General features: G+C 52.2%; 22 protein-coding genes and 2 tRNA genes. 11 read left to right on the forward strand and 13 right to left on the reverse strand.

Annotated elements, in window-relative coordinates; all coding sequences use genetic code 11:
* The first annotated feature begins 200 nt into the window (after positions 1-200).
* Positions 201-524 carry a DUF1476 domain-containing protein gene (locus tag GQE98_RS06955; RefSeq protein ID WP_161314962.1) on the forward strand — a complete coding sequence of 108 codons (324 nt, stop codon included), beginning with the start codon at positions 201-203 and terminating at the stop codon, positions 522-524.
* Between the two features lie 51 nt (positions 525-575).
* On the opposite strand, the gene purB is transcribed toward GQE98_RS06955, so the two are convergent.
* The 4 genes from purB to sfsA form a co-directional block, all read right to left on the reverse strand.
* Positions 576-1,871 (reverse strand): adenylosuccinate lyase, encoded by a 1,296-nt coding sequence (gene purB / locus GQE98_RS06960; protein ID WP_161314963.1) that lies wholly within the window; start codon positions 1,869-1,871, stop codon positions 576-578.
* 95 nt (positions 1,872-1,966) lie between these two features.
* On the reverse strand, positions 1,967-2,746 hold the full coding sequence (gene radC / locus GQE98_RS06965; protein ID WP_202526139.1) for a RadC family protein: 780 nt from the start codon (positions 2,744-2,746) through the stop codon (positions 1,967-1,969).
* A complete protein-coding gene (gene map / locus GQE98_RS06970; protein ID WP_161314964.1) occupies positions 2,736-3,560 on the reverse strand; it encodes a type I methionyl aminopeptidase in 825 nt (274 codons plus the stop codon). Before map ends, radC begins: the two co-directional genes overlap by 11 nt.
* Positions 3,561-3,613: 53 nt before the next feature.
* The gene (sfsA, locus tag GQE98_RS06975) at positions 3,614-4,315 is read right to left on the reverse strand and encodes a DNA/RNA nuclease SfsA (RefSeq protein WP_161314965.1); all 702 of its coding nucleotides are present in this window, start codon (positions 4,313-4,315) and stop codon (positions 3,614-3,616) included.
* Between the two features lie 104 nt (positions 4,316-4,419).
* Here sfsA and GQE98_RS06980 point away from each other — a divergent pair, with 104 nt between their 5' ends.
* Positions 4,420-5,193 (forward strand): competence/damage-inducible protein A, encoded by a 774-nt coding sequence (locus tag GQE98_RS06980; protein ID WP_161314966.1) that lies wholly within the window; start codon positions 4,420-4,422, stop codon positions 5,191-5,193.
* A gap of 106 nt (positions 5,194-5,299) precedes the next feature.
* On the opposite strand, the gene GQE98_RS06985 is transcribed toward GQE98_RS06980, so the two are convergent.
* Positions 5,300-5,821, reverse strand: coding sequence for a fasciclin domain-containing protein (locus GQE98_RS06985; RefSeq protein WP_202526140.1), 522 nt, complete (start codon positions 5,819-5,821; stop codon positions 5,300-5,302).
* Positions 5,822-6,056: 235 nt separating this feature from the next.
* Between GQE98_RS06985 and GQE98_RS06990 the strand changes: the two genes are divergently transcribed.
* The 3 genes from GQE98_RS06990 (at position 6,057) to GQE98_RS07000 (ending at position 8,532) form a co-directional block, all read left to right on the forward strand.
* Positions 6,057-6,143: transfer RNA gene (locus tag GQE98_RS06990), tRNA-Leu, on the forward strand.
* A 259-nt stretch (positions 6,144-6,402) separates the two neighbouring features.
* Positions 6,403-7,746, forward strand: coding sequence for an ABC transporter substrate-binding protein (locus GQE98_RS06995; RefSeq protein WP_161314967.1), 1,344 nt, complete (start codon positions 6,403-6,405; stop codon positions 7,744-7,746).
* Between the two features lie 123 nt (positions 7,747-7,869).
* Positions 7,870-8,532 (forward strand): 2OG-Fe(II) oxygenase, encoded by a 663-nt coding sequence (locus GQE98_RS07000; protein WP_161314968.1) that lies wholly within the window; start codon positions 7,870-7,872, stop codon positions 8,530-8,532.
* A 71-nt stretch (positions 8,533-8,603) separates the two neighbouring features.
* Here GQE98_RS07000 and GQE98_RS07005 read toward each other — a convergent pair.
* Positions 8,604-8,679: transfer RNA gene (locus GQE98_RS07005), tRNA-Lys, on the reverse strand.
* A 269-nt stretch (positions 8,680-8,948) separates the two neighbouring features.
* Between GQE98_RS07005 and GQE98_RS07010 the strand changes: the two genes are divergently transcribed.
* Positions 8,949-9,470 (forward strand): peptidylprolyl isomerase, encoded by a 522-nt coding sequence (locus tag GQE98_RS07010; protein WP_202526296.1) that lies wholly within the window; start codon positions 8,949-8,951, stop codon positions 9,468-9,470.
* Positions 9,471-9,474: 4 nt separating this feature from the next.
* Here the strand turns inward: GQE98_RS07010 and GQE98_RS07015 are convergent, their stop codons facing one another.
* From GQE98_RS07015 to GQE98_RS07025, 3 genes are all read right to left on the reverse strand, one after another.
* A complete protein-coding gene (locus GQE98_RS07015) occupies positions 9,475-9,897 on the reverse strand; it encodes a cupin domain-containing protein (RefSeq protein WP_161314970.1) in 423 nt (140 codons plus the stop codon).
* Positions 9,898-9,932: 35 nt separating this feature from the next.
* A complete protein-coding gene (locus GQE98_RS07020; protein WP_161314971.1) occupies positions 9,933-10,688 on the reverse strand; it encodes a glucose 1-dehydrogenase in 756 nt (251 codons plus the stop codon).
* 91 nt (positions 10,689-10,779) lie between these two features.
* The gene (locus GQE98_RS07025; RefSeq protein ID WP_161314972.1) at positions 10,780-12,492 is read right to left on the reverse strand and encodes a sensor histidine kinase; all 1,713 of its coding nucleotides are present in this window, start codon (positions 12,490-12,492) and stop codon (positions 10,780-10,782) included.
* 217 nt (positions 12,493-12,709) lie between these two features.
* Between GQE98_RS07025 and GQE98_RS07030 the strand changes: the two genes are divergently transcribed.
* Positions 12,710-13,483 (forward strand): DUF502 domain-containing protein, encoded by a 774-nt coding sequence (locus tag GQE98_RS07030; protein ID WP_161314973.1) that lies wholly within the window; start codon positions 12,710-12,712, stop codon positions 13,481-13,483.
* Here GQE98_RS07030 and recG read toward each other — a convergent pair.
* Positions 13,475-15,565, reverse strand: coding sequence for an ATP-dependent DNA helicase RecG (gene recG, locus GQE98_RS07035; protein WP_161314974.1), 2,091 nt, complete (start codon positions 15,563-15,565; stop codon positions 13,475-13,477). The two genes, GQE98_RS07030 and recG, sit on opposite strands and share 9 nt — an antisense overlap.
* Before the next feature lie 157 nt (positions 15,566-15,722).
* Between recG and GQE98_RS07040 the strand changes: the two genes are divergently transcribed.
* Positions 15,723-16,001, forward strand: a complete 279-nt coding sequence (locus GQE98_RS07040; protein WP_161314975.1) for a succinate dehydrogenase assembly factor 2 — start codon at positions 15,723-15,725, stop codon at positions 15,999-16,001.
* A 6-nt stretch (positions 16,002-16,007) separates the two neighbouring features.
* Entirely contained in the window at positions 16,008-19,505 is a 3,498-nt protein-coding gene (gene mfd, locus GQE98_RS07045; protein ID WP_161314976.1) for a transcription-repair coupling factor, read from the forward strand.
* A 1-nt stretch (position 19,506) separates the two neighbouring features.
* On the opposite strand, the gene GQE98_RS07050 is transcribed toward mfd, so the two are convergent.
* Both GQE98_RS07050 and GQE98_RS18400 read right to left on the reverse strand, forming a co-directional pair.
* A complete protein-coding gene (locus tag GQE98_RS07050) occupies positions 19,507-20,199 on the reverse strand; it encodes a DsbA family oxidoreductase (protein WP_202526141.1) in 693 nt (230 codons plus the stop codon).
* A gap of 28 nt (positions 20,200-20,227) precedes the next feature.
* Positions 20,228-21,640: a diguanylate cyclase domain-containing protein gene (locus tag GQE98_RS18400; protein WP_161314977.1), complete on the reverse strand. Its 1,413-nt coding sequence runs from the start codon at positions 21,638-21,640 to the stop codon at positions 20,228-20,230.
* 91 nt (positions 21,641-21,731) lie between these two features.
* On the opposite strand from GQE98_RS18400, the gene GQE98_RS07060 reads away from it, so the two are divergent.
* Both GQE98_RS07060 and GQE98_RS07065 read left to right on the forward strand, forming a co-directional pair.
* A complete protein-coding gene (locus tag GQE98_RS07060; RefSeq protein ID WP_161314978.1) occupies positions 21,732-22,499 on the forward strand; it encodes an SDR family NAD(P)-dependent oxidoreductase in 768 nt (255 codons plus the stop codon).
* A gap of 8 nt (positions 22,500-22,507) precedes the next feature.
* Positions 22,508-23,761 (forward strand): flavin-dependent oxidoreductase, encoded by a 1,254-nt coding sequence (locus GQE98_RS07065; protein ID WP_161314979.1) that lies wholly within the window; start codon positions 22,508-22,510, stop codon positions 23,759-23,761.
* Positions 23,762-23,763: 2 nt separating this feature from the next.
* Here GQE98_RS07065 and GQE98_RS07070 read toward each other — a convergent pair whose 3' ends face one another.
* Positions 23,764-24,375 carry an NADPH-dependent FMN reductase gene (locus GQE98_RS07070; protein ID WP_161314980.1) on the reverse strand — a complete coding sequence of 204 codons (612 nt, stop codon included), beginning with the start codon at positions 24,373-24,375 and terminating at the stop codon, positions 23,764-23,766.
* Positions 24,376-24,599 lie beyond the last annotated feature (224 nt).

Raw genomic sequence — 24,599 nt, forward strand, 5'->3', positions numbered from 1 at the left:
CGTCGCTCCAGCGTTGCCGCCAAAGCAAGCGGAACATAATCCAGAAATACCGGAAATACAACATTTCCTGTCAGTGAAATGTTGTATAATCTTCAGAAATTAACTTGCGGGGCTAGGCGGCACACACCATCTTAGCTATAACGCAGTGCCAAAGACAGAATTGTTGGTTTGAAACAGGATTTTAAGGACGGGAAACGGATATGTCAGGATTCGACGATCGCAAAAAAGGCCAGGAAAGCAAGTTCGCGCATGATCAGGAAATGGAGTTCAAGATCTCCGTACGCCGGAACAAGTTGCTGGGCGCTTGGGCCGCCGAACTGATGGGCAAAACAGGGGAAGACGCAGAAGTCTACGCCAAGGAGGTTATTATCTCTGATATGGAAGAGAAGGGCGATGAAGACGTCTTTCGGAAAATCCGTGGTGATTTTGACGCCCAAAGTATTGAAATGTCTGACCACCGAATCCGCCGGCAAATGGAAGAACTGCTTGCCCTTGCCCGCGAACAGATTCTATCCGGTAAATAACCCGGCTGTAAATTAAAGAGGCGCATGAGTTAATGCGCCTCTTTTGCCGGGTTACTCGCCGAAGACCCGGCGGAAGATCGTGTCCACATGCTTGGTATGATATTCCAGATCAAAGACCCCCTCAATCTGTTCGCTTGATAGCGCTTTTGTCACATCCGCATCAGCCTTCAGCAGTTCCATGAAATCTTCGCCTTCCTTCCAGACGCGCATGGCATTGCGCTGAACGAGACGGTAGGAATCTTCCCGGCTGACCCCGGCCTGGGTGAGGGCGAGGAGGACACGCTGCGAATGGATCAATCCACCGAGCTTGTTCATATTCGCCATCATATTCTCGGGATAGACCACCAACTTCTCAATGACAGCCGTGAGACGGGCGAGAGCAAAATCGAGGGTAATGGTCGCATCTGGACCAATGCCGCGCTCAACGGATGAATGGGAGATATCCCGCTCATGCCAGAGGGCCACATTCTCCATTGCGGGAATCGCCGTCATCCGTACAAGACGAGCGAGTCCTGTCAAATTTTCCGTCAGGACCGGGTTACGTTTATGCGGCATTGCGGAGGAGCCTTTTTGTCCCGGCGCGAAATATTCTTCCGCTTCCAGCACTTCCGTCCGCTGCAAATGGCGAATTTCAACGGCGATGCGCTCAATCGAGCTTGCAATCACGCCAAGGGTTGCGAAAAACATCGCATGACGATCGCGCGGAATGACTTGCGTCGAGGCCGGTTCCGGCGTGAGGCCAAGGGATTTGGCCACATGTTCCTCAACAAAGGGATCGATATTCGCGAAGGTTCCGACAGCGCCGGAAATAGCGCATGTGGCGATATCCTTGCGCGCATTTATCAGCCGTTCACGGTTGCGGTCAAATTCCGCATAAGCCTGCGCCATCTTAAGGCCAAAGGTGACTGGTTCCGCATGGATACCATGCGAACGACCAACACAGACATCATCCTTATGCGCGTAGGCCTTGGCCTTCAGCGCGGCAAGTAGCTTGCCCATATCGTCGAGAAGAATGTCACAAGCCTTGGTCAGCTGTACGGAAAGGCAGGTGTCCAGCACATCGGATGACGTCATACCCTGATGCACGAAGCGAGCTTCATCGCCGACGTATTCGGCCAGATTCGTGAGAAACGCAATTACGTCATGCTTGGTTTCCCGCTCGATTTCGTCAATCCGGTCAATATCGAAATTACCGCGCTCCCAGACTGCTTTGGCAGCAGATTCGGGAATTACACCGAGCTTGGCTTGTGCGTCGCAGGCATGAGCTTCAATTTCAAACCAGATGCGGAATTTACTTTGCGGCTCCCAGATGGCGGTCATCTCGGGACGGGCATAACGCGGGATCATGGCGGGCCTTACTTTCTGAATAGATTTGCGAAAAGAAGGGCTGACTAACAGAGATAGCAGAAAATCTCAACTGCTTAGCGTCAACTAAGCGTTGCTTACATCAGGCCGAGTGACTTGAAACTGACACAGTCACTGTTGCCAACGATAATATGGTCGTGAATCCGGATGTTGAGGGCGGCGGCGGCGCTCATAATCTCTGACGTCATATCAATATCCGCTTTCGACGGCGTCGTATCACCGGAGGGATGGTTATGCACCAGAATCAATGCCGTTGCGCCCAGCTCCAGCGCCCGTTTCACCACTTCACGCGGGTATACGGCGGTATGATTAACCGTGCCGGTCTGCTGTACCTCATCAGAAATCAGGTGATTCTTATTGTTGAGGAAGAGAATGCGAAAATGCTCGATCCCGCGGTTTCCCATTGTCCCCTGACAATATTCGAGCAGCGCCTGCCAGGAGCCGAGCACATTTTTCTTCTCAATTTCCGCCCGCAGCAGCTTTTCACCCAAGGTTTCTGCGACTTTAAGCGTCGCGATAACTGCATCGCCAACTTTCGGCACTTTACGCAAGGCTTCCGGTTCAGCCTTCAGGACCTTTGCTAGACTGCCAAAGGTCGAGAGCAGGTTTTTTGCGAGCGGCTTCGTATCACCACGGGGTGCGGCCGCGAAGAGCAGCATTTCAAGTATTTGGTAGTCTGCGAGGCTTCGTGCCCCGGCGTTCAGTACCCGCTCGCGCATTCTTTCGCGATGGCCAAGGCGGTGATCGTCATTCTCCTTCGTCCCGGCTGGGCGTTCTTCAAAACCGAATCCGAAGTCCGGCGCATCCAATTCATGCATCGCGGTCTTCGTCTTTGGTTTCTTTACTTCAGACGTCATATGGCGGCTGGTTTAGTCCCTTAGGCGAGAGAGTGAAAATCTCATAGCCTGTTTCGGTAACACCGAGGGAATGTTCAAACTGCGCAGAGAGAGAACGGTCCTTGGTAACAGCCGTCCAGCCATCATCAAGGATCTTCACCTGCCAGGTGCCGAGATTGATCATTGGCTCGATCGTGAAGATCATGCCGGGCTTGAGTTCCACGCCTTCACCGGGGGTGCCGTAATGGACGATGTTCGGTACATCATGAAATACGCGTCCGAGGCCATGGCCGCAAAAATCCCGTACCACGGAGCAACGCTTGCCCTCCGCAAAATTCTGGATTGCGTAGCCAATATCACCGGTCGTTGCGCCGGGTTTCACGACCTCAATTCCGCGCATCAGGGATTCATAGGTAATGTCAATCAGGCGGGAGGCTTTCACGCTCGGCTTGCCGGCGATGAACATGCGGCTGGTATCTCCATGCCAGCCATCAACAGTCGGCGTGACATCAATATTGACGATATCGCCGTCTTTGAGCTTTTTCGGCCCCGGAATCCCGTGGCAAACCACATGATTGATGGATGTACAGATGGATTTGGGAAAGCCGCGATAATTAAGCGGCGCGCAAATGCCGCCTCGCTCCTTAATAAAATCGGCGCAAAGGGTATTCAATTCATCCGTCGTGACGCCCGGGACGACATGCTCGGCAATCATATCCAGCGTTTCCGCTGCCAGACGGCCTGCTTTGCGCATCCCTTCGAAAGCCTCAGGGCCGTGTAATTTTATCACGCCGTTGTTACGATCTGGCGCAGCTATACTCGTTTCGTATCTCATAAACACTCTTCATATTTTTTCTGGATATTACCCTATATCGCCTTGAAAACAAACTAGGGAATGACGGGAACGGGAGACCCGAGGCGAATTTCCCTGTTCGTTATATGGCACTCATAGCATAAAATTTCAACTCCTGCGACAATTGCTTCCATGAACCCTGCCGCGTAGGCCGGGTCGATATCGCCGGCAATCCGGAATTTCGTGCAGTCGGTTCGCTGGATGAGATAGAACATCACGGCGCGATGGCCTTGTTCAACCATCGCCGCCAGCTCTTTCAAGTGCTTGGCCCCGCGCGCCGTTACCGAATCCGGAAACTCCGCATGGGAATTATCGCGTTTCAGCGTGACATTCTTGACCTCCACATAGCAATCGGGCTTATTTTCAGCGGACAGCAGAATATCAATCCGGGAATTTGTCCCGTATTTCACTTCCCGCACCAGCCTGTCATACCCGGAGAGTTCATTGACTTGGTTACTCTCAATCGCTTCAGCAACGAGTCCGTTCGGGTGGGCAGTGTTAATCCCGACCAGTGCGCCATCGATCTCTACCAGCTCCCAGCTATAGGGTAGTTTGCGCTTGGGGTTATCAGAGAGGGAGAGCCACACAGTTAATCCTTCCTCCTTTAACCCCATCATTGATCCCGGGTTGGCGACATGGGCCGTAATCAGCTCGCCGCTTTCCAGTTTTATGTCGGCAAGGAAACGTTTATACCGCTTGATCAAACGGCCCTTGATGAGGGGAGAAGAAAACTTCATGATGGTACGTCAAACATTCCGGTGGGTGAAAATATCATATGCCCTTTTTACTCACTTTGCTATGATAACAACACCCCCGATACCAGAATTTACAGGAAATTTTCATGCCTAGCACAGATAAACCCCATGAGAAAATTGTTACCGCCGCCATTGTGGTCATCGGCGACGAAATCCTGTCTGGTCGCACCCAGGACAAGAATATGGCCTGGCTTGCCGTGCGGCTCAACGAAATTGGCGTACAGTTGAGCGAAGCGCGAGTTGTCCCAGATATCGAGGCTGAGATTGTCGCAGCCGTCAATGTCCTCCGCGCAAAGTTTGATTACGTCTTTACGACCGGAGGTATCGGTCCGACCCATGACGATATCACGGCTGATTCCATCGCCGCGGCTTTCGGGGTCGGAATAGATCATCATCCCGAGGCCATGGCGCTGCTGACCCGTCATTATGAAACGAGCGGAATTGAATTTAACGATGCGCGTAAAAGAATGGCCCGCATACCTGACGGCGCCAGCCTGGTCAACAATCCGGTCAGCAAGGCGCCGGGCTTCCGCATTGAAAATGTCTATGTTATGGCTGGTGTGCCGACGATCATGCAGGCAATGTTCGAGGAGATCGCGCCGGAACTGCATGGCGGCCCGAAAATGTTCAGCCGAACCATCGGGGCAGGCCTTCCTGAAGGGCGGGTAGCTGAAAAGCTCGGGGCGTTGCAAAAATTCTATCCCGGTGTTTCCCTGGGTTCCTATCCGTATTTCAGGCAGGGGGAGGTGGGGACTAATCTCGTCTTACGCTCGATCCACAAGGAAGAGCTGGATGCCGCCTTCAATGAACTGGAGGCCTATCTTATAGGGGAAGGGGCAACGGCGGTCGAAACGACCTGATTAAATATGCCGCGTGGCAGTTTTCCGAAACAGGGGAGACAAGTTCGAAAAACTACCACGACGACAGTCAGGGCTCCCCAAGGGAGAAAACGGAGCCCTTTTTCAATTACTTGCTGGGCGGCAGGATCACCGTGTCGATAACATGGATCACACCGTTGCTGGCCATAACGTCGGCAGAAATAACCTTGGCAGTACCATTCAGCACAACACCATTCATTCCGTCGATCATGATCGGGCTACCCTGAACGCTGTCGGCATTGACTTTCTTGCCAACGACGGCGGAGGCAGGCACCAGACCAGAGACCACATGGTAGGTCAGGATATCAACAAGCTTGCCCTTGTTTTCCGGCTTTAGCAGATCCTCAACCGTACCTGCGGGAAGCTTGTCAAAGGCAGCATCCGTTGGTGCGAATACAGTGAACGGTCCGGGGCTCTTCAGCGTGGTAACCAGATCGGCAGCCTTGAGGGCCGCAACGAGGGTGTTAAATTGGCCGGCTTCAACGGCGGTAACAACAATATCTTTCTGGGCAGGCGCCGCTTTCGCTGCCATCTTCTGATCCTGCGCACAGGCCGCGGCGAACACGCCAACAAACAACATAGTGGTAAGTAGTTTCAGAGTTCTAGACATAATCCCTCCTCAAGGGTTCAGTTTATTTTATAAAACCCAGTTGCAATCTGCGTTTGAAGAGGTTTACGGGTAGGGATCAGGAATGGATCACACCCGTCAACGTTTTCTGATCACCTATTTGTGAAATTTACAGCCGTCTCGTTCGCTGGAGCCGATGACAACAGCCTCAAAAAATCCGTTTCGACGCAATATCTCCTTGTTTAGCAAAGCCGATTTGGTTAGTTTGCATTTCGCCGCCCGCATGGTGAAATTGGTAAACACAGTAGACTTAAAATCTGCCGCCCGTAAGGGCTTCCCGGTTCAAGTCCGGGTGCGGGCACCATCTCTTGAGGGAAAGCACTGTTTGTTAGAAACGACGACAGTTCCTTACACCCAATAAAAAGTATTCCTTAATTCGATTATCCAGAAACACGCATGCCTCTTTGGATTACTGAGAGAGATCATAGTTATTGATCGGATAGTCTGGAACCTTAGCTGTCCTGCTGGCGGCCTGTATCACCCAAATAAAGCTTTTGGCAATTTGCAGACAACTCCATAATATATCCTGAGGGTTGGTACGGCTGACGATTGAGGAGCGTGAATTGACCTATTGCCGAATAATAGTCAGTACGCTGGGGCTATGTATAGCACTGGTAATCGGAGCGACAGAGACATTAGCCGGGGAGCGGGCAAAGCGGGCCGAGAGCGTCATTGTTAATCTTTCCCGGCAGGCGACGGAGATTCTTTCACAAACCGACAAACCGCTCAATTCCCGCGAAACCCAGTTGGCGGCGACTATCGGGCGGCATTTTCATTTCACCCTGATTGCCGAGCTAGTGGTCGGACCTAAATGGGAGGGAATACCGCAACATGAGCGACAGGAGTTCCTTAATCTTTTCCGCGACTTCTATCTCGATTCCTATGGCAGCCAACTCGGCGGTTATCCCGATGATGAATTCACTATTCTGTCAGTTCAGGAAAAAGGCTCTCGCGATGTTTTCGTCAAGGCACGCCTGATCCGGGCACAACGTGAAGCAGTCGTAGTTGACTGGCGCCTGCGTGAGGTGCTGGGAAGGTCGCTGATCATTGATATCCTCATCAATGGTGCGAGTGTCGCATTCAGTCATCGCGAAAATTTTCACCCGGTGCTTTCCAATGACGGGATTGGCGGCCTGATCACATTGTTTAAAATCCGTGCCGAACGGCTCAAAGCCGAAACACGCGGCTTTGCCGCAGGGGAACTGTTTGAACAGGGCCGTTTTGCCGAAGCTGTCTCGATCTGGAAGGAGTTGGCACAAAACGGCGACCCTGAAGCCCAATTCAATCTCTCCATAATGTATGCGGAGGGGCGCGGGGTGGAGCCGGACAGTAGCAAGGCAGAATACTGGAACAACCGGGCATACAAGTCAGCCTATCCACCGGCGTTACATAACAAAGCTCTGACCCTGCTCGCAGACGGTGAAGAAAAGGCCGCTGTCACGCTTTTGGAGAAATCTGCACGAACAAATTTTGCACCGTCGCAATATACACTTGGCAAGTTATACAGCTATGCTCTCGGTGTGGCAGAGAATCCGGCGCGCTCCTTCGAGTTTATTCGTCTCGCGGCCGAGTCTGGTATGGCGGAGGCGCAGTATAACCTCGGGAAAAATTACCGCGATGGCTATGGCACGGAGGTGGATATCGCCGAATCCTTCAGCTGGTTTGAACGCGCGGCCAAGCAGGGCTATGGCAAGGCGCAAGCCAAGCTTGTCACCCGGCATGGAAATGGGGAGGGGGTCCCTCGCGACGATATCGAAGCCCTGAAATGGGCCATCCTCGCCGCCAAGGAGGGAATTAGTGAGGCTGCGGAGTGGCAGAAGATTTACCAAAGTCGCATGACAAAGGCCGATGTGCTGCGCGCAGAACAGCTCGCGAAAGAGTTCAAGCCGCAACGGGAAGGACCTTGATTAAGCCGGAGTACTGCGCCTCTAGAGCCTACCCATGAGGTTGTACGCGCGCAATGTTTCTGCTACATGTCTGGGCATATTCTTCGCTAAAATTATACATGTAATCATCAAGTGGAAATTATTGTGACGGCGCTGATTGATCTGGAGACGACTTTTCTGAAATGCCTAGATCAGGCCGGGTTTACGAATGACCCCTATGATCTGTGGGAGTTAAATGACGTTTTCCCGGTTGAGGTTGTCGATGATCTGCTGGAGCTTAAAATTGGACCCGGTGAACTGGACTACAATATTGGCCGGCGGGAGATCAATAATGACAAGCGTAACTATTTTGATGCAGAACGGCAGAAAACGACGCCAGTGGTAAAAGGGATCTGTGATCTTCTCCAGATGCCCGAAACCGTCAAGGCAATCGAGAAGAAGTTCAACCTTGACCTGACCGGCACATTTCTTCGCATCGAGTATACACAGGATTCGGAAGGGTTCTGGCTGGAACCGCATACCGACATAGGGGTAAAGAAATTCACCATGCAGGTTTACCTCTCCCGCGATGCGGAGGCGGGAAGCTGGGGATCCTCCATCTATAAGGACAGCCAGACCTTCGTACGCAATGTCCCGTTCCGGAGTAATACGGCGAATGTGTTTGTACCGTCACCGCATACATGGCACGGATTCGAACCGCGGCCCATCAACGGCATCCGCAAAAGCCTGATTATCAATTATGTCACTGAGAAATGGCGCGCCCGGCATGAGCTTGCGTTCCCGGAAACACCGGTCCGCCCTGCATAGATCCTATAAGGCTATGCGCTTCGGGTTTCGTGGCGCCGGATTTCGGCAGCCTATATGAAATTTGGAGGAAATGGTGAGCCCGACAGGATTCGAACCTGTGACCCGCTGATTAAAAGTCAGCTGCTCTACCAACTGAGCTACGGGCCCACAATTTGCGATGTATATCACGACCTTGACACTCGAGAATGAGCGCTGCAGCGTCGTAATGCGGCTGCAACATAGGGTCGTCCCGCCGGATGGTCAAGCATCCATTTAGTTTTTTTTAGTCAGCTCCCATAATTGCGGTTATTTGCCACGCAGGTATTTTAAGGATGGACGACCCGACCCTCAGATGGCAGTAAATAAGTATGTTTAGTTAATGAATGAGGAAACGGATGATTTCGAAAATACTATCTCGCATGAGTGCGGTTTTGATGATGGCGGGCCTGTTCACGCTATCAGTTAATATTGCGCAGGCCGCGGACCCGGAAAACACCCTTTACCTTGATTTGGAATATGGACGTGTCGTTATCGAGATGCGGCCCGATCTGGCCCCCAATCATGTCGCCCGAATAAAGGAGCTGACACGCGAGGGGTTCTACGATGGAGTCAAATTTCATCGCGTGATTGAGGATTTCATGGCGCAAACCGGTGATCCCAAAGGCGATGGCACCGGTGGTTCCGGCCGCAAGCTGCGTGCAGAGTTCTCGTCCACCCCTCATGTGCGTGGAATCGTCTCCATGGCCCGCGCCAGTTCACCGCATAGTGCAGATAGCCAATTCTTCATTGTCACAGCGGATTCTCACTTTCTGGACAGGAAATACACTGTCTGGGGCGAAGTGGTTGAAGGCATGGAATATGTCGATCTGATCAAGCAGGGCGTCGGTCGAAGCGGCATGGTGCCAGGCGAACCGGACATTATTGTGAAAATGCAGGTCGCCGCGGACGTAAAGGAGTAGCTTCTCAGTCTTTTTCTGGCGGGTTATCGACAAACCATCGGACGATCGCGGGCATGTCCCGCTCGAATCCACCGGAAACCTGGATGTTGAGAAAGCCGGCCCGCACGTCTGACGAATTCTCAAAGTCATGCTCGATACCGGCAGGCGCCCGCAGGAAAGTTCCTTTGGGCGCCTCAATTCTTTTCCCGTCAATAAAAAAGGTCATGACACCCTCGAGAACAAAGAACATATCGTCCTGCGTCTCGTGGGAATGCGGGCCAGAGCCGGCCTGGTGCGGCTCCAGCCACCATTCGGATATGGAGTATTCCGCGGAGGTTTCCTCCTCATCGGCGAGAAAGTAACTCGTCATACCGCCCATCTCGTAGCGGCGACCCGCAGCGGGCGCGATATTCAAAACAGCCTTTCGAGGAGTCTGTTTTTCCCTCATGATACTTTCCAATCCGTTTTTTCGCATTCTGTTTGTCAGACGCAGCGACCACCATCCACTTCCAGCGCCACGCCTGTAATAAAGGATGCATCATCAGAGGCGAGCCAGAGCGCCGCATGGGCAAGATCGCGCGGCGTATTCTCACGTCCGAGCGGAATCGTTGCGACGAATTTATCGCGAATTTCCTGGGTATCAACACCACCCATGAATTCCACTGCCATTGGGGTATGGGCAAAAACCGGGCAGAGTGAATTGACGCGCACCTGTTTCGGCGCCAGCTCAACCGCCATGGATTTCGACATAGTCACAACGGCGCCCTTGCTCGCGTTATACCAGGTCAGGCCGGGACGGGGGCTCAAAGCCGCCGTAGAGGCAATGTTGACGACACTCCCGCCATTTTCCAGCATATGCGGAACGATCCCCTTGGTTGTCAGGAAGATACTTTTAACATTCACGTCAAAAATCTTCTCAAAGGTATCGACATCCACATCGAACATGGAACAGTTCCGCTGCGGCATGCCAGCGTTGTTCACCAGAATGTCTATTTTCTGAAAATTGTCGAGGGCTTGCCGCGCCATCGCTTCAATATCATCTGCGCTGGTGACGTCACATTCGCTGCTGATCGCAACACCGCCTGCCTCTGTGATATCCTTTGTAACGGACGCCGCCGCTGCACCATTAATATCGCTAACGACAACTTTTGCGCCCTCTGACGCGAAAAGTTTTGCCATAGCCTCACCAAAGCCTGAGCCAGCGCCCGTAACAATGGCGACCTTATCTTTTAACCGCATAAATATCCTCCTTTTGGTTGGCAGGATAGTTCACTCTTCCGACGCAATTGGCAAGAGCGGCGACTAAAATTTTTGAAAAAAGGAGGATCGCTCAGGCCGCTTTTTCACAGATCCGATACTGCGGCAAATAAAGCGTGACAATGGTCCCCTCACCATATTTGCTTTCTACCTCCAGGCGGCCTTCATGCATTTCCGCGAGATTCTTCGAAAGCGGCAGGCCGAGACCCGTCCCATGATATTTACGGCTTTTATCATTATCAACCTGGACGAAGGGGGTGAGGGCGCGTTCGATGTCATCCTCACGGATACCAATGCCGTTATCACACACGCTGATTTTCATGCCCGCATTTTCAAGGAGCTGCACCGAGGTAATGATGCGACCCCCGGTAGGCGTAAATTTAACGGCATTTGAAAGAAGATTGATCAGGATCTGTTTGATCATCCGGCGATCCGCAAACACCTGGGGCAACAATGGATCAAATTCCAGCTTGATATTGATGTCATTCTCAATTGCACGCTGCTGCGTGAGGCGGATGCATTCATTGACAAGCACATCGACTTCGACTTGCTCTTCCTTAATCTTCTGCTCTCCAGCTTCAACCTTTGAGAAATCCAGGATATCGTTAATCAGTTCAAGCAGGTGCAAGCCACTCGCATTAATATCATGCGCATATTCCAGATATTTTTTGGACCCTACGGGGCCAAAGATCTCGGATATGATCACCTCGGAAAATCCGATCACCGCATTCAGCGGAGTCCGCAGCTCATGGCTCATATTGGCAAGAAACTTACCCTTGATCTGCGCTGCATATTCGGCTTCATCCTTGGCCTGTTTCAGGAAATCCTCAATCTGCATCTGGACCGAGATATCCCGGATCACTAATTGCAGGACATTACCTTCTCCATAAAGCAGGGCTGACGCTTCCATCTCGACATCGATCTGGCTCCCGTCCTCGCGGATAACCTTTGATTTAAGGGAACTGAGGTTTTTGATGGTTTTATCGTCATCGGCGCTGCCGAAGTAGGGGGTTAAAGCGTCTCTGTCCGAATAAGGGAAATAGCTGGAAATCTTCTGACCGATCAGGTCGTGTCGGTTTTTAAGCTTGAATAAGGTCAAGGCGGCTTCGTTGACATAAATAATAAAGCCGCTCTTGTGGGCGACAATGGCATCGGGCGAAAGCTCTACCATTGTACGGTACCGGTCTTCATTCTCCCGTAATGTTTTCTCCGCTAACCGCGTTGAGGTTACATCGGAAATGGTCAGGATGAATCCACCTCCCGGGCACTTGCTGAAGGATACTTCTATAATTTTTCCACTGACGAAATGACGGTCCATCTTGCCGGAAACGCGCCCATCCATTTGCTCCAATGTTTCTGAAATGAAAGCGTCTTTATCGTCACCCACATTGACATATTTTTCGAAACTCCAAGATAGCATGTCTTGTAGGGTGGTTTGCGGTGAGAGAAGGGCCTCATCAACTTCCACCAGTTCTGTGTATTGCGTATTCCATTTCAACAGTCGGAAATTTTCATCGAAAACGCTGATCCCGATAGTAAGGTTATCGAAAACCATGTCGAGCATGGATTCCTTGACCAGCAGAGAACTTTTCTTTTCCCGAACCTGTCCTGCCTGGAAAAAAGCCAAGGCGGAACAAATCAGCAAGGTAAATGCCGCCAGAAGGCAATATATAGTGCTGTAAATACTATCGGTGAAAACAGCCACTAACAAGAGGGTGCCAAGCGATCCCGAGAGCAGGGCAACCCCGTTCGTGCCCCAGATATTTTTTAGTTTTTGATAGTTCATAAACCGTCTTCAGGTCCCAATACAACCACGGTGATGCGCGGTGCAGCTTAAACAAGCGGCAATTGTAGGCTGTTATTCTTAAGATGTGGTTTACAGTCCGGGCCGGATCAGAAATTTCAAAAGACAGCCCCTGACCTTCATGGTAATCTTCAGTATCACTCAAGAAAATCTGGTAACACTGTAAAATTTATACTGTTTTAAATATGATTGGCGGAAAATGTTTAATAAGACCACGAATACAGGTACACCTGACGATGAAGAAAAAAAGCCTGTCTTTGTAGAACCAGCTCCAAAGGTTAGCCCGTTAGCGCGTCTTCGCACTTATTTCCTGACGGGTATCGTTGTCACCGCGCCGATCGCAATCACCATTTACCTGACGTATGTTTTTGTTTCCTTTGTCGACGCCAATATCACGCCATTGATACCGGCGCGCTATAACCCGGAGACATATTTGCCGTTCAGTGTCCCGGGCCTCGGGGTCATCATCGCCGGATTTACACTGATTGTAATCGGTTTCCTGACTGCCAACTATCTCGGCCGCGCATTACTGACGTTCGGGGAGCGTATTGTTGGCCGCATGCCAGTGGTTCGGTCAATCTATCATGCGCTTAAACAAATTATGGAGACGGTTCTCGCGCAATCGAGCACCTCATTTCGGGATGTCGTCCTGCTCGAATATCCGCGCAAGGGTGTCTGGGCGCTCGCCTTTGTGACCAGTCAGGCAAGAGGTGAAGTGGATAAGCTGAATGAAGACGACATGATCAGCATCTTTTTACCGACAACGCCTAACCCGACCTCCGGTTTTTTGCTGTTTGTGCCCAAGAAGGACCTGAAATATCTCGATATGTCGGTCGAGGAGGGGGTTAAGCTCGTTATTTCCGCTGGCATGATCTGGCCAGAGGCACCAAAGGCGGACGACGCAGGCAAGGAGGAGAAAAAGAAATCCTTACCACCCAAAGCCGACATTGAGAAAAAACCAACCTCAGCCTGACAGATAACGTATGGCGCTATCCCGCTCGAAAAGATAAAGCAGCGTTTTTAGGGCGCTGCCACGCTCACTCGCAAGCGCTTTATCCTTTTCAAGGATGAGCCGCGCATCATCCCGGGCGATGATTAGCAAACGGGAATGCGCATGCAGGTCGGCCAGCTTGAATTCCGGAAGGCCGCTTTGACGCGTCCCCAACAATTCACCGGCCCCACGCAAGCGTAAATCCTCCTCGGCAATTCGAAACCCGTCTTCCGTTTCGCGCAGGATCCCAAGACGCGCTTTCTGTGTCTCACTCAAGGGGGCGGCGTAAAGAAGCAGGCAGGTTCCCTCAAGGCCTCCGCGGCCAACACGTCCGCGAAGCTGGTGGAGTTGGGCGAGACCGAAACGCTCTGCATGTTCGATAATCATCACGGTCGCCTCCGGCACATCAACGCCAACCTCAATCACAGTTGTTGCTACCAGGATATTGATCTCTCCGGCCATGAAGCGCTGCATGGTGGCATCTTTTTCATCCGGCTTTAAACGACCGTGGATCAGCCCGACCTGATGACCATATAGATGCTGGAGGTAGGTAAAACGCTCTTCTGCTGCGGCAACATCCAGAACCTGCGATTCCTCTACCAACGGGCAAACCCAGTAAACCCGCTCTCCGGCCGCGAGTTTCCTCCCCAATCCCTGTGCAACCGCTTCCAGACGTTCCAGATCTATTGCCCGGGTATCAACGGGCTTACGCCCCGGCGGTTTCTCGGCGATGATCGATACATCCATATCACCATAGGCTGTGAGCGCCAACGTGCGAGGGATCGGGGTTGCCGTCATCACCAACACATCAACACCGCCCTTGCCATGACGCCCCTTTGCACTAAGCGCAAGACGCTGATGGACCCCAAATCGGTGCTGTTCGTCAATAATGGCAAGGCCAAGGTCATGGAATTTCACATCCTCCTGAAACAGGGCATGGGTACCGACCACCAGATCGACAGTGCCTTCTTCAAGTTCCGCCAGTATTTCCGTCCGCTTCTTTCCTTTAAGCCGGCCAGTGATCAGCAGGCATTTCATACCCGCCTCAGCCGCCAGTGGTTCAATCGCATTAAAATGCTGACGGGCGAGGATTTCTGTTGGCGCCATGATGGTGGCCTGCGCGCCTGCCTCCACAGCCTGTACCATCGCCAGCAGCGCAACAACGGTCTTTCCGCTTCCAACATCTCCCTGTAACAGACGAAGCATTCGATGCGGTCCCGCCATATCCTCCCTTATTTCCTTGAGCGCGTTATTCTGGGCGCCCGTCAATTTGAAGGGCAGGGAGGCCAGCACCTTTTCTCTGATCTCTCCGGTTTCGGTCAGGGACCTGCCCGGTTTACGCTTCATGCTGCGGCGAACAAGTTCCAGTGCTAACTGGTTGGCCAGTAATTCATCATAGGCAAGGCGAGAACGGGCGGGGGTATCTCGCTCAAGTTCTTCCTCGGATTTCGGAGAATGCGCGCGGCTCAAGCTCTCCTTCCAACCCTCCCATTTTTCTCGCGCCATCAGGCTTTTATCATTCCATTCGGGCAAGTCTGGAAGCAGCGGAAGGAACTGCCGGGAGGTCTTGATGAAAGTCTGGTTGGTCAAGCCCGCAGTTAAGGGATATACCGGCTCGAACAAGGGCACCGTTTCCACCGTCTCCCTTGTAGCGATATGGTCGGGGTGGGTAATCTGGTATTCACCCGCATATTCTTCCAACTTGCCGCTGATAATCCGCTCCTGTCCCTCTGGTAGCTGTTGTCGCAGGTAGCGTTCCCGACCATTGAAAAAGGTGAGGGTGAGGCTCGAATCACCGGCATGGCACTGGATTCTATAGGGCACCCGCCGATTGCGGGACGGGAGATGTTGATCGACATGCAGCGTCACGACGATGTTCTGATTGATCAGCTCCGGTGTCAGGGTTGTTACCTGTTGCCGCGTCACCAGCCCGGACGGCAAGTGCCAGGCGAGATCGATAATGTTTGGCCCGGCCAGCTTCTCAATCAAGGCGGTCAATCGTGGCCCAATACCGGTGAGTTTGCTGATGGGAGAAAATAATTGATACAGGACTTCTGGGCGCACCGGTTTCCCTCATGTTTTATTCCCGCCTATTTTGCGGTGGGACGGCATGTCAGGTCAATGACGCATTCCTTGTAAAATACTTTCCGGTGTCACTTCCTGCTGACAGCGCGGACAAGACGGGTTATATCCATTCACGACCCAATGAAAGCGTGTGACCATGACCGAAGATATTACCATCCGCCGCAAACGGCTTATCCATCGTTCCCTTTATACAGGCATGAAGGAAACAGACCTCCTTCTGGGTGGATTTGCCCGCAAATATCTGCCGGAGTTTTCCCCCGAAGAACTCGATATATACGAGACATTGCTTAAAGCGGGGGATCCGAATATCTACGTCTGGGCCGTTGGGCGCGAAGAAACCCCGCCGGAATTCCAGACAAATGTCATGGCGTTATTAAAAGAGTACACCCAGTTTGAGCAACGCAGCAAAGATTAAACCTGCATGAGTGAGACAACAATTCCGCGCCTTCGCACCCGGATATTGGAACTATCCCGAGGCGATCATGCATTTCGGGTTGAATCGGTACCCGAAGGTTATGACGCCTATCTTCTGGGTGAAATCGCCCGCGACAGTGACCGCGACATTCTCTTTGTACTGCGCGAAGATATTCGCATGGCGGCGACGGAGGCGACACTGGCCTTTTTCTGTCCGGATATAGAGGTGGTCAGTTTTCCCGCCTGGGATTGCCTGCCCTATGACCGGGTATCCCCCAACTCCGAGATTATCGCCCACCGCATGACGAGCCTTGGCCGGATGACGGAAGAGGCGACAAAGCCGCGGATTTTCCTCACTACCCTCAATGCAATCACCCAGCGGGTACCGCCTGTCGACATGGTGAAGAATAGCCGGTTCAGTGTTCGGGTTGGCGACAAGATCAACGGACGGGAACTGACGGCTTATCTGGTTGCCAATGGGTTCACCCGCATCGGCACGGTAATGGAACCGGGGGAATTTGCCGTACGCGGGGGCCTGATTGATATTTATCCGCCGGGGGCGGAAAATCCGGTCCGTCTTGATCTTTTCGGGGACCAGGTGGACGGCATTCGTGCATTTGACGCCCTGAACCAGAGATCAACGGGCAAGATCGACAAGCTCGAATTTACCGCCGCCTCAGAATTTCTCCTCAACGATCATTCCGTTCCGCTGTTCCGCTCTCGCTATCGGGAAGAATTTGGCGCCGTCACCCAGGATGATCCGCTGTATGAAGCGGTAAGTGAAAAACGCCGTCACGCCGGAATGGAGCATTGGCTGCCGCTCTATCACGAGCAAATGGCAACAATATTCGATTACCTCCCGAACGCCATTCTGTTTCTGGATCATATGCTGGAAGAGGCGCTAACGGCGCGCCATGACACCGTTATCGACTATTTCGAGAGCCGCAAGGACGCTGCGCCAGCGGGTGCCGCTGATTATAAGCCACTCCCTCCGCAATATCTCTACCTTGATCCGGATGAATGGCACCAGGCAATTGCAAGCCGGGCGGCCGGACAATTCTCTCCGTTCAAAAGCGGGACAGAGGATGCGGCTACGCTGGATGCTGACGGCAAGGCCGGGCGTGACTTCGCACCGGAACGAGCCCGTCATGAAGCCAATATCTATGATTACCTGAAATCCCACGTTATCGAGAAACTTAAAGACAAGAAGCAGGTTATCCTCGCGTATTTCACCAATGGGTCGCGTGCGCGAAACAAGACAGTGCTTGCCGATCACGGGATTGAACCGATACGGGAAATTGAGGGTTTTCAGGAAATTTCCGGACCTCTTATTCCTAATCTTGCCGTTCTCCCGCTTGAAAAGGGATTTGAAACACCGGAATTTGTTGTTATTGGCGAACAGGATGTGCTCGGTGACCGGCTGGTACGACCACGTAAATCCTCCAAACGACATGAGAATTTTATCGCGGAGGCCTCCCAGCTATCGCCGGGCGATTATGTCGTACATGTGGATCATGGCATTGCGCAATATGAAGGCTTGACCACTATCGAGATTTCCGGCGCGCCGCATGATTGCGTAACATTGCTTTATGCAGGCGGTGATAAAATCTATCTGCCCGTTGAAAATATTGAGATGCTGTCGCGCTACGGTGGCAGCGATATGGCAGCGGTGCTTGACAAGCTCGGGGGATCGGGTTGGCAGGCACGAAAGGCAAAGCTTAAAAAACGGGTCATGGAAATGGCCGATCAGTTAATCGGGATCGCCGCCGCCCGCCAACTTCGAAAGGCGGAACGACTCACACCTCCAGACGGTCTCTATGCCGAATTTTGCGCCGGGTTTCCGTTTGAGGAAACAGAAGACCAACTAAAAGCCATTGAGGATACCCTGACCGATATGGCAAGCGGTCGGCCCATGGACCGGTTAATCTGCGGTGATGTCGGCTTCGGCAAGACGGAAGTGGCGCTGCGGGCCGCCTTTACCGCCGCAATGGCCGGACAACAGGTGGCGATTGTCACGCCGACGACCTTACTGGCTCGTCAACATTTCAAGGGATTTACAGCGCGATTCGCGGATTTACCGGTGAAAATAGCGCAGCTCTCGCGTATGGTGACATCGAAAGAAGCGTCTCAGACAAAAGCTGATCTCACCTCAGGGCAGGTGGATATTGTCATTGGCACTCATGCCTTGCTGGCAAAATCCATTAAGTTCAAGAATCTGGGCCTTGTTATTGTGGACGAGGAACAACATTTTGGTGTTGGTCACAAGGAACGGCTGAAAGAACTGCGCGCTGATGTCCATGTCCTGACACTAACAGCAACCCCGATCCCGCGTACTTTGCAACTCGCCATGACGGGCATCAGGGACCTTTCCATTATCGCGACACCGCCGGTGGACAGGCTTGCCATACGCACTTTTGTATTGCCTTTCGATCCAGTCGTCCTTCGTGAAGCCCTTTTGCGGGAACATTACCGCGGCGGACAGAGCTTCATTGTCTGCCCCCGGCTTTCAGATCTTCCCGATGTCGGCAATTTCCTGCGCAACCATGTGCCGGAGGTGAAATATGTCACCGCCCATGGCCAGCTCGCCGCCAAGGAACTTGATAGCGTGATGAATGCCTTTTATGACGGCGCTTATGATGTTCTCGTGGCGACAAATATTGTTGAATCGGGTCTGGACATACCGTCCGCCAATACCTTGATTACCTACCGTGCAGATATGTTTGGCCTGGCACAACTCTATCAGATTCGCGGACGTATCGGGCGCTCCAAAACGCGGGCCTATGCCTATCTGACCCTGCCGCCGCGCAAGCGTCTTACAGATGCAGCGGAAAAACGGCTTCGTGTTCTGCAATCGCTCGATACTCTGGGGGCGGGCTTTACACTGGCGAGCCATGATCTGGATATTCGCGGAGCCGGAAACCTTCTGGGGGATGAACAGTCTGGCCATGTCAAGGAAGTCGGATTCGAGCTGTATCAGGAAATGCTGGAAGAGGCGGTGGCCAATGCCCGCGAGACTGAGCTTGGCCATGCAGGGGAGGCGGAAGACAAATGGTCACCCAGCATCAACATCGGGACATCCGTTTTAATCCCCGAATCCTATGTCGCTGATCTCTCCCTTCGCATGGAACTTTATCGCCGCATTGCCGCGCAGGAAACCGCGGAGGAAATCAACGCGTTCGCGATCGAGTTGGTGGATCGCTTTGGTCCACTCCCCGATGAGGTTTCCCATTTAATTGAAGTGATGACGATCAAGCATTTCTGCCGGGACGCGAATATCGAAAAAATCGAGGCCGGCCCGAAAGGCGCTGTGTTAACTTTCCGTGACAACAAGTTCGACAATCCCGGTGGGCTGGTGGAATTTATCTCACGTGCGCCGGGATCAACGAAACTTCGTGGGGACCACAAGCTGGTGCATAGTCGCAGTTGGCAGCATCCGGAGGATCGGCTAAAGGGTGTCCTCTGGCTCTCCCAGAATTTGGCGAAAATTGCGAAAGCCGCCGCCTGATTTATTCAGGAGCGTCTTCGGCAGCCTCCGTTTCGGCGATCTTGTCGAAGGCGGCGAGAAAAGCAGCCGGATCCTGAGCCCCGGACACAGCATATTTGTCATTGAGGATAAAGAAGGGAACACCAGAAACCCCCATCTGCCGGGCACGCGTATCCTCTTCACTCACCAGTTCCCGGTCAGCTCCTTTTTCAAGGAGTTCTGCGACCAAAGTTTTATCCATTCCCGCTTCTTCTGCGGCAGCAATCAAGACGGCATGATCTCCGATATCTTCCCCATCGATAAAAAACCGACGAAACAGGATTTCGACAAGTGCGTCCTGACATCCAGCAGAATAGGCCCAGCGGATCAAACGATGGGAATCCAAAGTATTTGGAGAGCGTTTAATTTTTTCAAAATTAAATGGGATATCAACGGCTTGCCCAGCGACCTTTATGTTATCATAAAGCTCTTTTGCGCGCTCGGCACTCCCGAATTTTTGAGCGGTAAACTCTTTTCGGTCTGCACCACCGGCAGGCATGTCAGGGTGTAATTGAAAGGGATGCCAGGCAATCTCCACCTCTAAATCAGGGCGGGCGGCGAGGGCGGCTTCAAGTTTGCGTTTGCCAATGAAACACCACGGGCACACGGTATCGGAGACAATATCTATTTTCATTTCCTGATTATAGGGCAGCCCAAAACCCCAATCAAGGGGCAATTGGAACGATCAGTCCAAAATAAAAACCTTACGCCGCCTTTTCATCGCTCGGATTGAAGGAAAGGCCGCGCGCAACAATATCCTCGATCGTATCATTGGGCTGGACCTCCGCCAGACCAGCACAGGTCTCGGCCCGTATGGGACGGGACAGATGCGGAAGCAGGAAATCGGTAGTGCGAAGCACTCCTTCAACCCGTTTAAGCGCGACCGCCGCTTCTTCTTTTCGGGTGCCGGGCAGCGCAATGAGGAAATGTCCAATATCAAGATGGCTGCAAAAATCCTCCCCCCGCACAAGGCTGGAAAGCGCGGAGCCTACGTGCCTTAGGAGTTGATCGGCTGTTGGATAGCCATGTTTCCTCGTTACCTTCTCTAGATTGGTAATCTTAAGGGACGCCACTGACATAACCTTGTGCTGCGCCGCGTGCTCATCAAACATGACAGGTAGGTGGGTCCGCATGAAACCATTGGTATAAAGGTCCGTCAGGCCATCCGCCACAGGGTGCGGCTTGGCAATTCTAAACAATTTTTGCATCGCGAAGCGATAACGGTATTGCTGAATATGAAGGCCGAGACGGCTAATCAGTGCATCCATTTCCATTTCATGCAGAATGATATCCGACACGCCATGAACAAAGGCCGCGCGCCGGTTTTCTATATTTTCCAGAACCATCAACAGGGGAAGATTATAAAGACGCGTATCGCTCCGGATATCATTACACAGCCGCAGGTTACTGTCTCCATGGCCAACCCCGGAAAGAATTACAGCATCAAAATTGTTCCCCCGTAAATCATCAAGGGCCATATCCGGGTTTTTGCAAATATGGATATTGGTTTGTGTATCAAGCCGAAGGAGTATATTTCCGAGCACCATTGTCTTGCTGCCAACAATCAGGATATTGGCCTTTCCGATGTCCGGCTCCGGCGAGGTAACCCCGGATATATCAACGCCATAGATTTCAGTTGTCGCGATGCGGCGGGCCAGTTCCTGCTCCATATTTTCCAGTCGTACAAGGGAGGCAACACGGCTCAAAAGCTCAAGGTCACAATATCCCGGGGAGATTGTCTGGATGCGGCATTGGATATCTGCTGTCCCGACCAGCAGTGTTGGAAAGTTATTTTCTGCCGCCATCCTTGCTATATCCTTGACATTGACATGGGCAAAATTGTTCTCCCCGTCAATCAGGATAAGGTCAAACGATTGATCTCCAAACTCCTGTTCAAACATTTCAAGGAAGGACAGGCGCGTGCAGCGGTATCCAGCGTTAGCCAGGCAGGGTTCGATATTATTTGCCGGGCTATCCGAGACAACCAGAAGATTGGCGGCGTAAAGCATAACAATGTCTCCCAATTTCGTGAATCCCAGTTTAAGGCCTGAAACCTTAAAATAACGTGAGTTTCCCTGATATCTGGCATTATCGCTATCCGGTGTAGGGTCACTCACTAAAATGGAGCCTTGATTTTGGGCCCGGGACGGGAAATCATATGATCGGGAACAAGAAAAGAATAACAAGTCACAGATCAGGAGAAACTTTATGACATCGCCTCACAATCTTGAGGGCAGGCACGCCTTAGTAACGGGCGCGTCTTCCGGTCTAGGTTGGCAATTTGCCCTAACTCTGGCGCGAGCCGGGGCAAAAGTGACCCTTGCCGCCCGCCGAACAGAAAAACTTGAATCTTTGGCGGCGGAAATTGCGTCATTCGATGGCCGCGCCCTGCCTGTGCGAATGGATGTCACGGATGTCAAAAGTATTCACGACGCGGTTCAGGTTGCCGAAACAGAACTCGGGCCCGTCAATATCCTCGTCAATAATTCCGGCGTCAGTGCCCAATGTCCCGCCGAGAGGGTAACGGAAGAGGATTTTGATTATGTCATGGATACCAACGGTAAAGGCGCTTTTTTTGCGGCGCAGACAGTTGGCCAAAGCATGATCCGCCATGGACAGGGCGGCAAGATCATCAATATCGCCTCTGTCGCGGCGACACGGGTCCTTAAGCAGAGCGTTACCTACTGCATGTCGAAGGCCGCCGTCGCTCATATGACCCGCGCGCTCGCCGATGAATGGGGACGCTATAAAATTCAGGTTAATTGCCTGAACCCCGGTTATATCGTCACCGAACTTAACCAGGAATATTGGGAAACTGATCCCGGCAAGCGCCTCATATCCAAACTGCCGGGCCGCAAAGTCGGGACGCCCGCCGACCTGGACGGGGCGCTTTTACTTCTTGCCGGACCTGGATCTGATTTCATGACCGGCTCGGTCATTGCCGTGGATGACGGCATGACCGCACAAGGTTTTTAGGAAGGACCATGCGGGAATGGAGCGGCATAATTGCGGGGGGCGGGTTGGTCGGCCTCACTCTCGCACTGGCGCTCCATGCGAAGGGAATAAAGGCGCGTGTGTATGAGGGAGTTAAAGAAATCAAACCCTTAGGGGTTGGTATTAATCTACTTCCTCATTCCATTAAGAATCTGGCGAAGCTTGGACTATTGGCGGAAATCGAGAAAGTCGCGATCAAGACCTCAAGTCTTGCCTACTACACAGAGGATGGAAAAGTCATCTGGCGGGAGCCTCGCGGGCGGGAGGCGGGATATGATGTACCGCAATTCTCCATCCACCGAGGGGATTTTCATATGATCCTGCTCGATGCTGCACGGGCGCGGCTTGGGCCGGAGAATATACTTACGGGCCATCACTTTAGCAATTTCGAACAGGATGCGGAGGGGGTCACCGCACATTTTATCGATCGTCATTCCGGGAAATCGATTAGCAGTGCTCGCGGCGACTTCCTTGTCGGTGCCGATGGTATAAATTCCCGTCTCAGGGAGATATTCTATCCTGATGAAGGCCCTCCCAAATATTCAGGTCAGATGCTCTGGCGTGGGGTAACGGAAATGGAGCCGTTCCTTGACGGCCGATCGATGTTTATGGCCGGGCATAATGACCTCAAGCTGGTGGCCTATCCAATCCGGGCGGAGAGTGCAGAGCGCGGAAAATCCTATATCAACTGGATCGCGGAACGCCGCATCCCTGCCGATCTTGCCGCGAGGGCGGCAGACTGGAACGAAAGAGGCCAGCTTGAGGACTTTAAATCCTATTTTGCGGACTGGCACCTCGGCTGGCTGGATTTGGAAAAGCTATTCGATAACGCCATCTCAATCCATAAATTTCCGATGGTTGACCGTGACCCGCTACCCAGATGGTCCTTTGGCCATGTGACCCTAATGGGGGATGCGGCACATGCAATGTATCCAAACGGCTCCAACGGCGTATCACAAGGGGTGCTGGATGCCATGACCCTTGCCGACCAGCTGGCAGAAGAATCGGAAATAAATGCTGCGCTGATCGGCTATGAGGACGCGCGGCGAGAGGCAACGGCGAAAATTTCCCTCGCCAACCGGCAAACCGGCCCGGAACTTGTCATGCAAATGGTGAGGGATCAATGCCCCGGTAACTGTGGCGATATCCACACCTGCATTCCACAAGCGACATTGGAGGAAGTGGCGACGGCTTACAAAAGGCTCGCAGGCTTTGACAAACAAACTCTGAAATCGGTCAAATAACCCTACATTCCGTTTTTATATAGCTTTAGATTTTGCACCTTTTCGCGAACCGGCTGCATCGCTTTTGCGGTTTCTACAAGAAATTCAAGCCCATAATTCAGGCGGGCGGTGAGGCGGGTATCCAGATCGGATGGTGGCGTACTCACAAATAAACTCTCGACCTGGCGCAAAATCATGTGATCCGGCATCCACCACAGAAAGTTATTCTTATAGCCGCTCATGCGCAGCTCGGCCACGGGATAGGCGCCTCCCATACCGGAACTGATCCCGATAAGCTGCGCGGGTTTATGCGCCAGTTCTCCGCTATCGCACATAAGCAGGAAATTCTTGAGATGTGGCGGCGACATGCCGGCCCATTCAGGGCTGATAACCACAAAACCGGTACATGATTTAAGTCGGTCCGAGATGGGCTTCCAGAATTTCTTGAGGTCACTGCCGCTTTCCCATTTTTCCTCATTCCAGAGGGGGATATCCAGGTCCCGAAGAGAGAAGTACTCCACCTGAATATTAACATTCATATTACTCAGCAACAGATTGATATATTTTCCAATTCTATCCGATTGAGAGTTTTCACGAATACTCCCGATAACAACACCAATTTTTACGACAGACATAGAATTTCAAATTCCTCCAACCACTCGACATTACCCATTTTACACAATAACCCTGTCTTTTGCGGGCCGCTCCCTTATGAAAGGAGTGCTTTAATTTTGCCATGCCTTCCTATTGCATAAATACTACCAGATAAAGCTATCTTGCCCTCCATAACACGGAAAATATTTGTAAAATCGACTTTTTATTAATAAGTATATGATATTAGACAATTTTTATAATCTTA

The organism is Sneathiella litorea, from assembly GCF_009882915.1.
Lineage (GTDB): Bacteria > Pseudomonadota > Alphaproteobacteria > Sneathiellales > Sneathiellaceae > Sneathiella > Sneathiella litorea.

What these genes read in the sequence shown, in the direction of transcription:
- GQE98_RS07030 (WP_161314973.1), top strand. Translation starts at nt 12,710, where the DNA reads ATGTTTAATAAGACCACGAATACAGGTACACCTGACGATGAAGAAAAA.
- purB (WP_161314963.1), bottom strand. Translation starts at nt 1,871, where the DNA reads ATGATCCCGCGTTATGCCCGTCCCGAGATGACCGCCATCTGGGAGCCG.
- radC (WP_202526139.1), bottom strand. Translation starts at nt 2,746, where the DNA reads ATGACGTCTGAAGTAAAGAAACCAAAGACGAAGACCGCGATGCATGAA.
- GQE98_RS07060 (WP_161314978.1), top strand. Translation starts at nt 21,732, where the DNA reads ATGACATCGCCTCACAATCTTGAGGGCAGGCACGCCTTAGTAACGGGC.
- GQE98_RS07020 (WP_161314971.1), bottom strand. Translation starts at nt 10,688, where the DNA reads ATGCGGTTAAAAGATAAGGTCGCCATTGTTACGGGCGCTGGCTCAGGC.
- sfsA (WP_161314965.1), bottom strand. Translation starts at nt 4,315, where the DNA reads ATGAAGTTTTCTTCTCCCCTCATCAAGGGCCGTTTGATCAAGCGGTAT.
- mfd (WP_161314976.1), top strand. Translation starts at nt 16,008, where the DNA reads ATGAGTGAGACAACAATTCCGCGCCTTCGCACCCGGATATTGGAACTA.
- GQE98_RS07070 (WP_161314980.1), bottom strand. Translation starts at nt 24,375, where the DNA reads ATGTCTGTCGTAAAAATTGGTGTTGTTATCGGGAGTATTCGTGAAAAC.
- GQE98_RS06955 (WP_161314962.1), top strand. Translation starts at nt 201, where the DNA reads ATGTCAGGATTCGACGATCGCAAAAAAGGCCAGGAAAGCAAGTTCGCG.
- GQE98_RS07065 (WP_161314979.1), top strand. Translation starts at nt 22,508, where the DNA reads ATGCGGGAATGGAGCGGCATAATTGCGGGGGGCGGGTTGGTCGGCCTC.
- GQE98_RS07040 (WP_161314975.1), top strand. Translation starts at nt 15,723, where the DNA reads ATGACCGAAGATATTACCATCCGCCGCAAACGGCTTATCCATCGTTCC.
- map (WP_161314964.1), bottom strand. Translation starts at nt 3,560, where the DNA reads ATGAGATACGAAACGAGTATAGCTGCGCCAGATCGTAACAACGGCGTG.
- GQE98_RS06985 (WP_202526140.1), bottom strand. Translation starts at nt 5,821, where the DNA reads ATGTCTAGAACTCTGAAACTACTTACCACTATGTTGTTTGTTGGCGTG.
- GQE98_RS07025 (WP_161314972.1), bottom strand. Translation starts at nt 12,492, where the DNA reads ATGAACTATCAAAAACTAAAAAATATCTGGGGCACGAACGGGGTTGCC.
- GQE98_RS06980 (WP_161314966.1), top strand. Translation starts at nt 4,420, where the DNA reads ATGCCTAGCACAGATAAACCCCATGAGAAAATTGTTACCGCCGCCATT.
- GQE98_RS07015 (WP_161314970.1), bottom strand. Translation starts at nt 9,897, where the DNA reads ATGAGGGAAAAACAGACTCCTCGAAAGGCTGTTTTGAATATCGCGCCC.
- GQE98_RS07010 (WP_202526296.1), top strand. Translation starts at nt 8,949, where the DNA reads ATGGCGGGCCTGTTCACGCTATCAGTTAATATTGCGCAGGCCGCGGAC.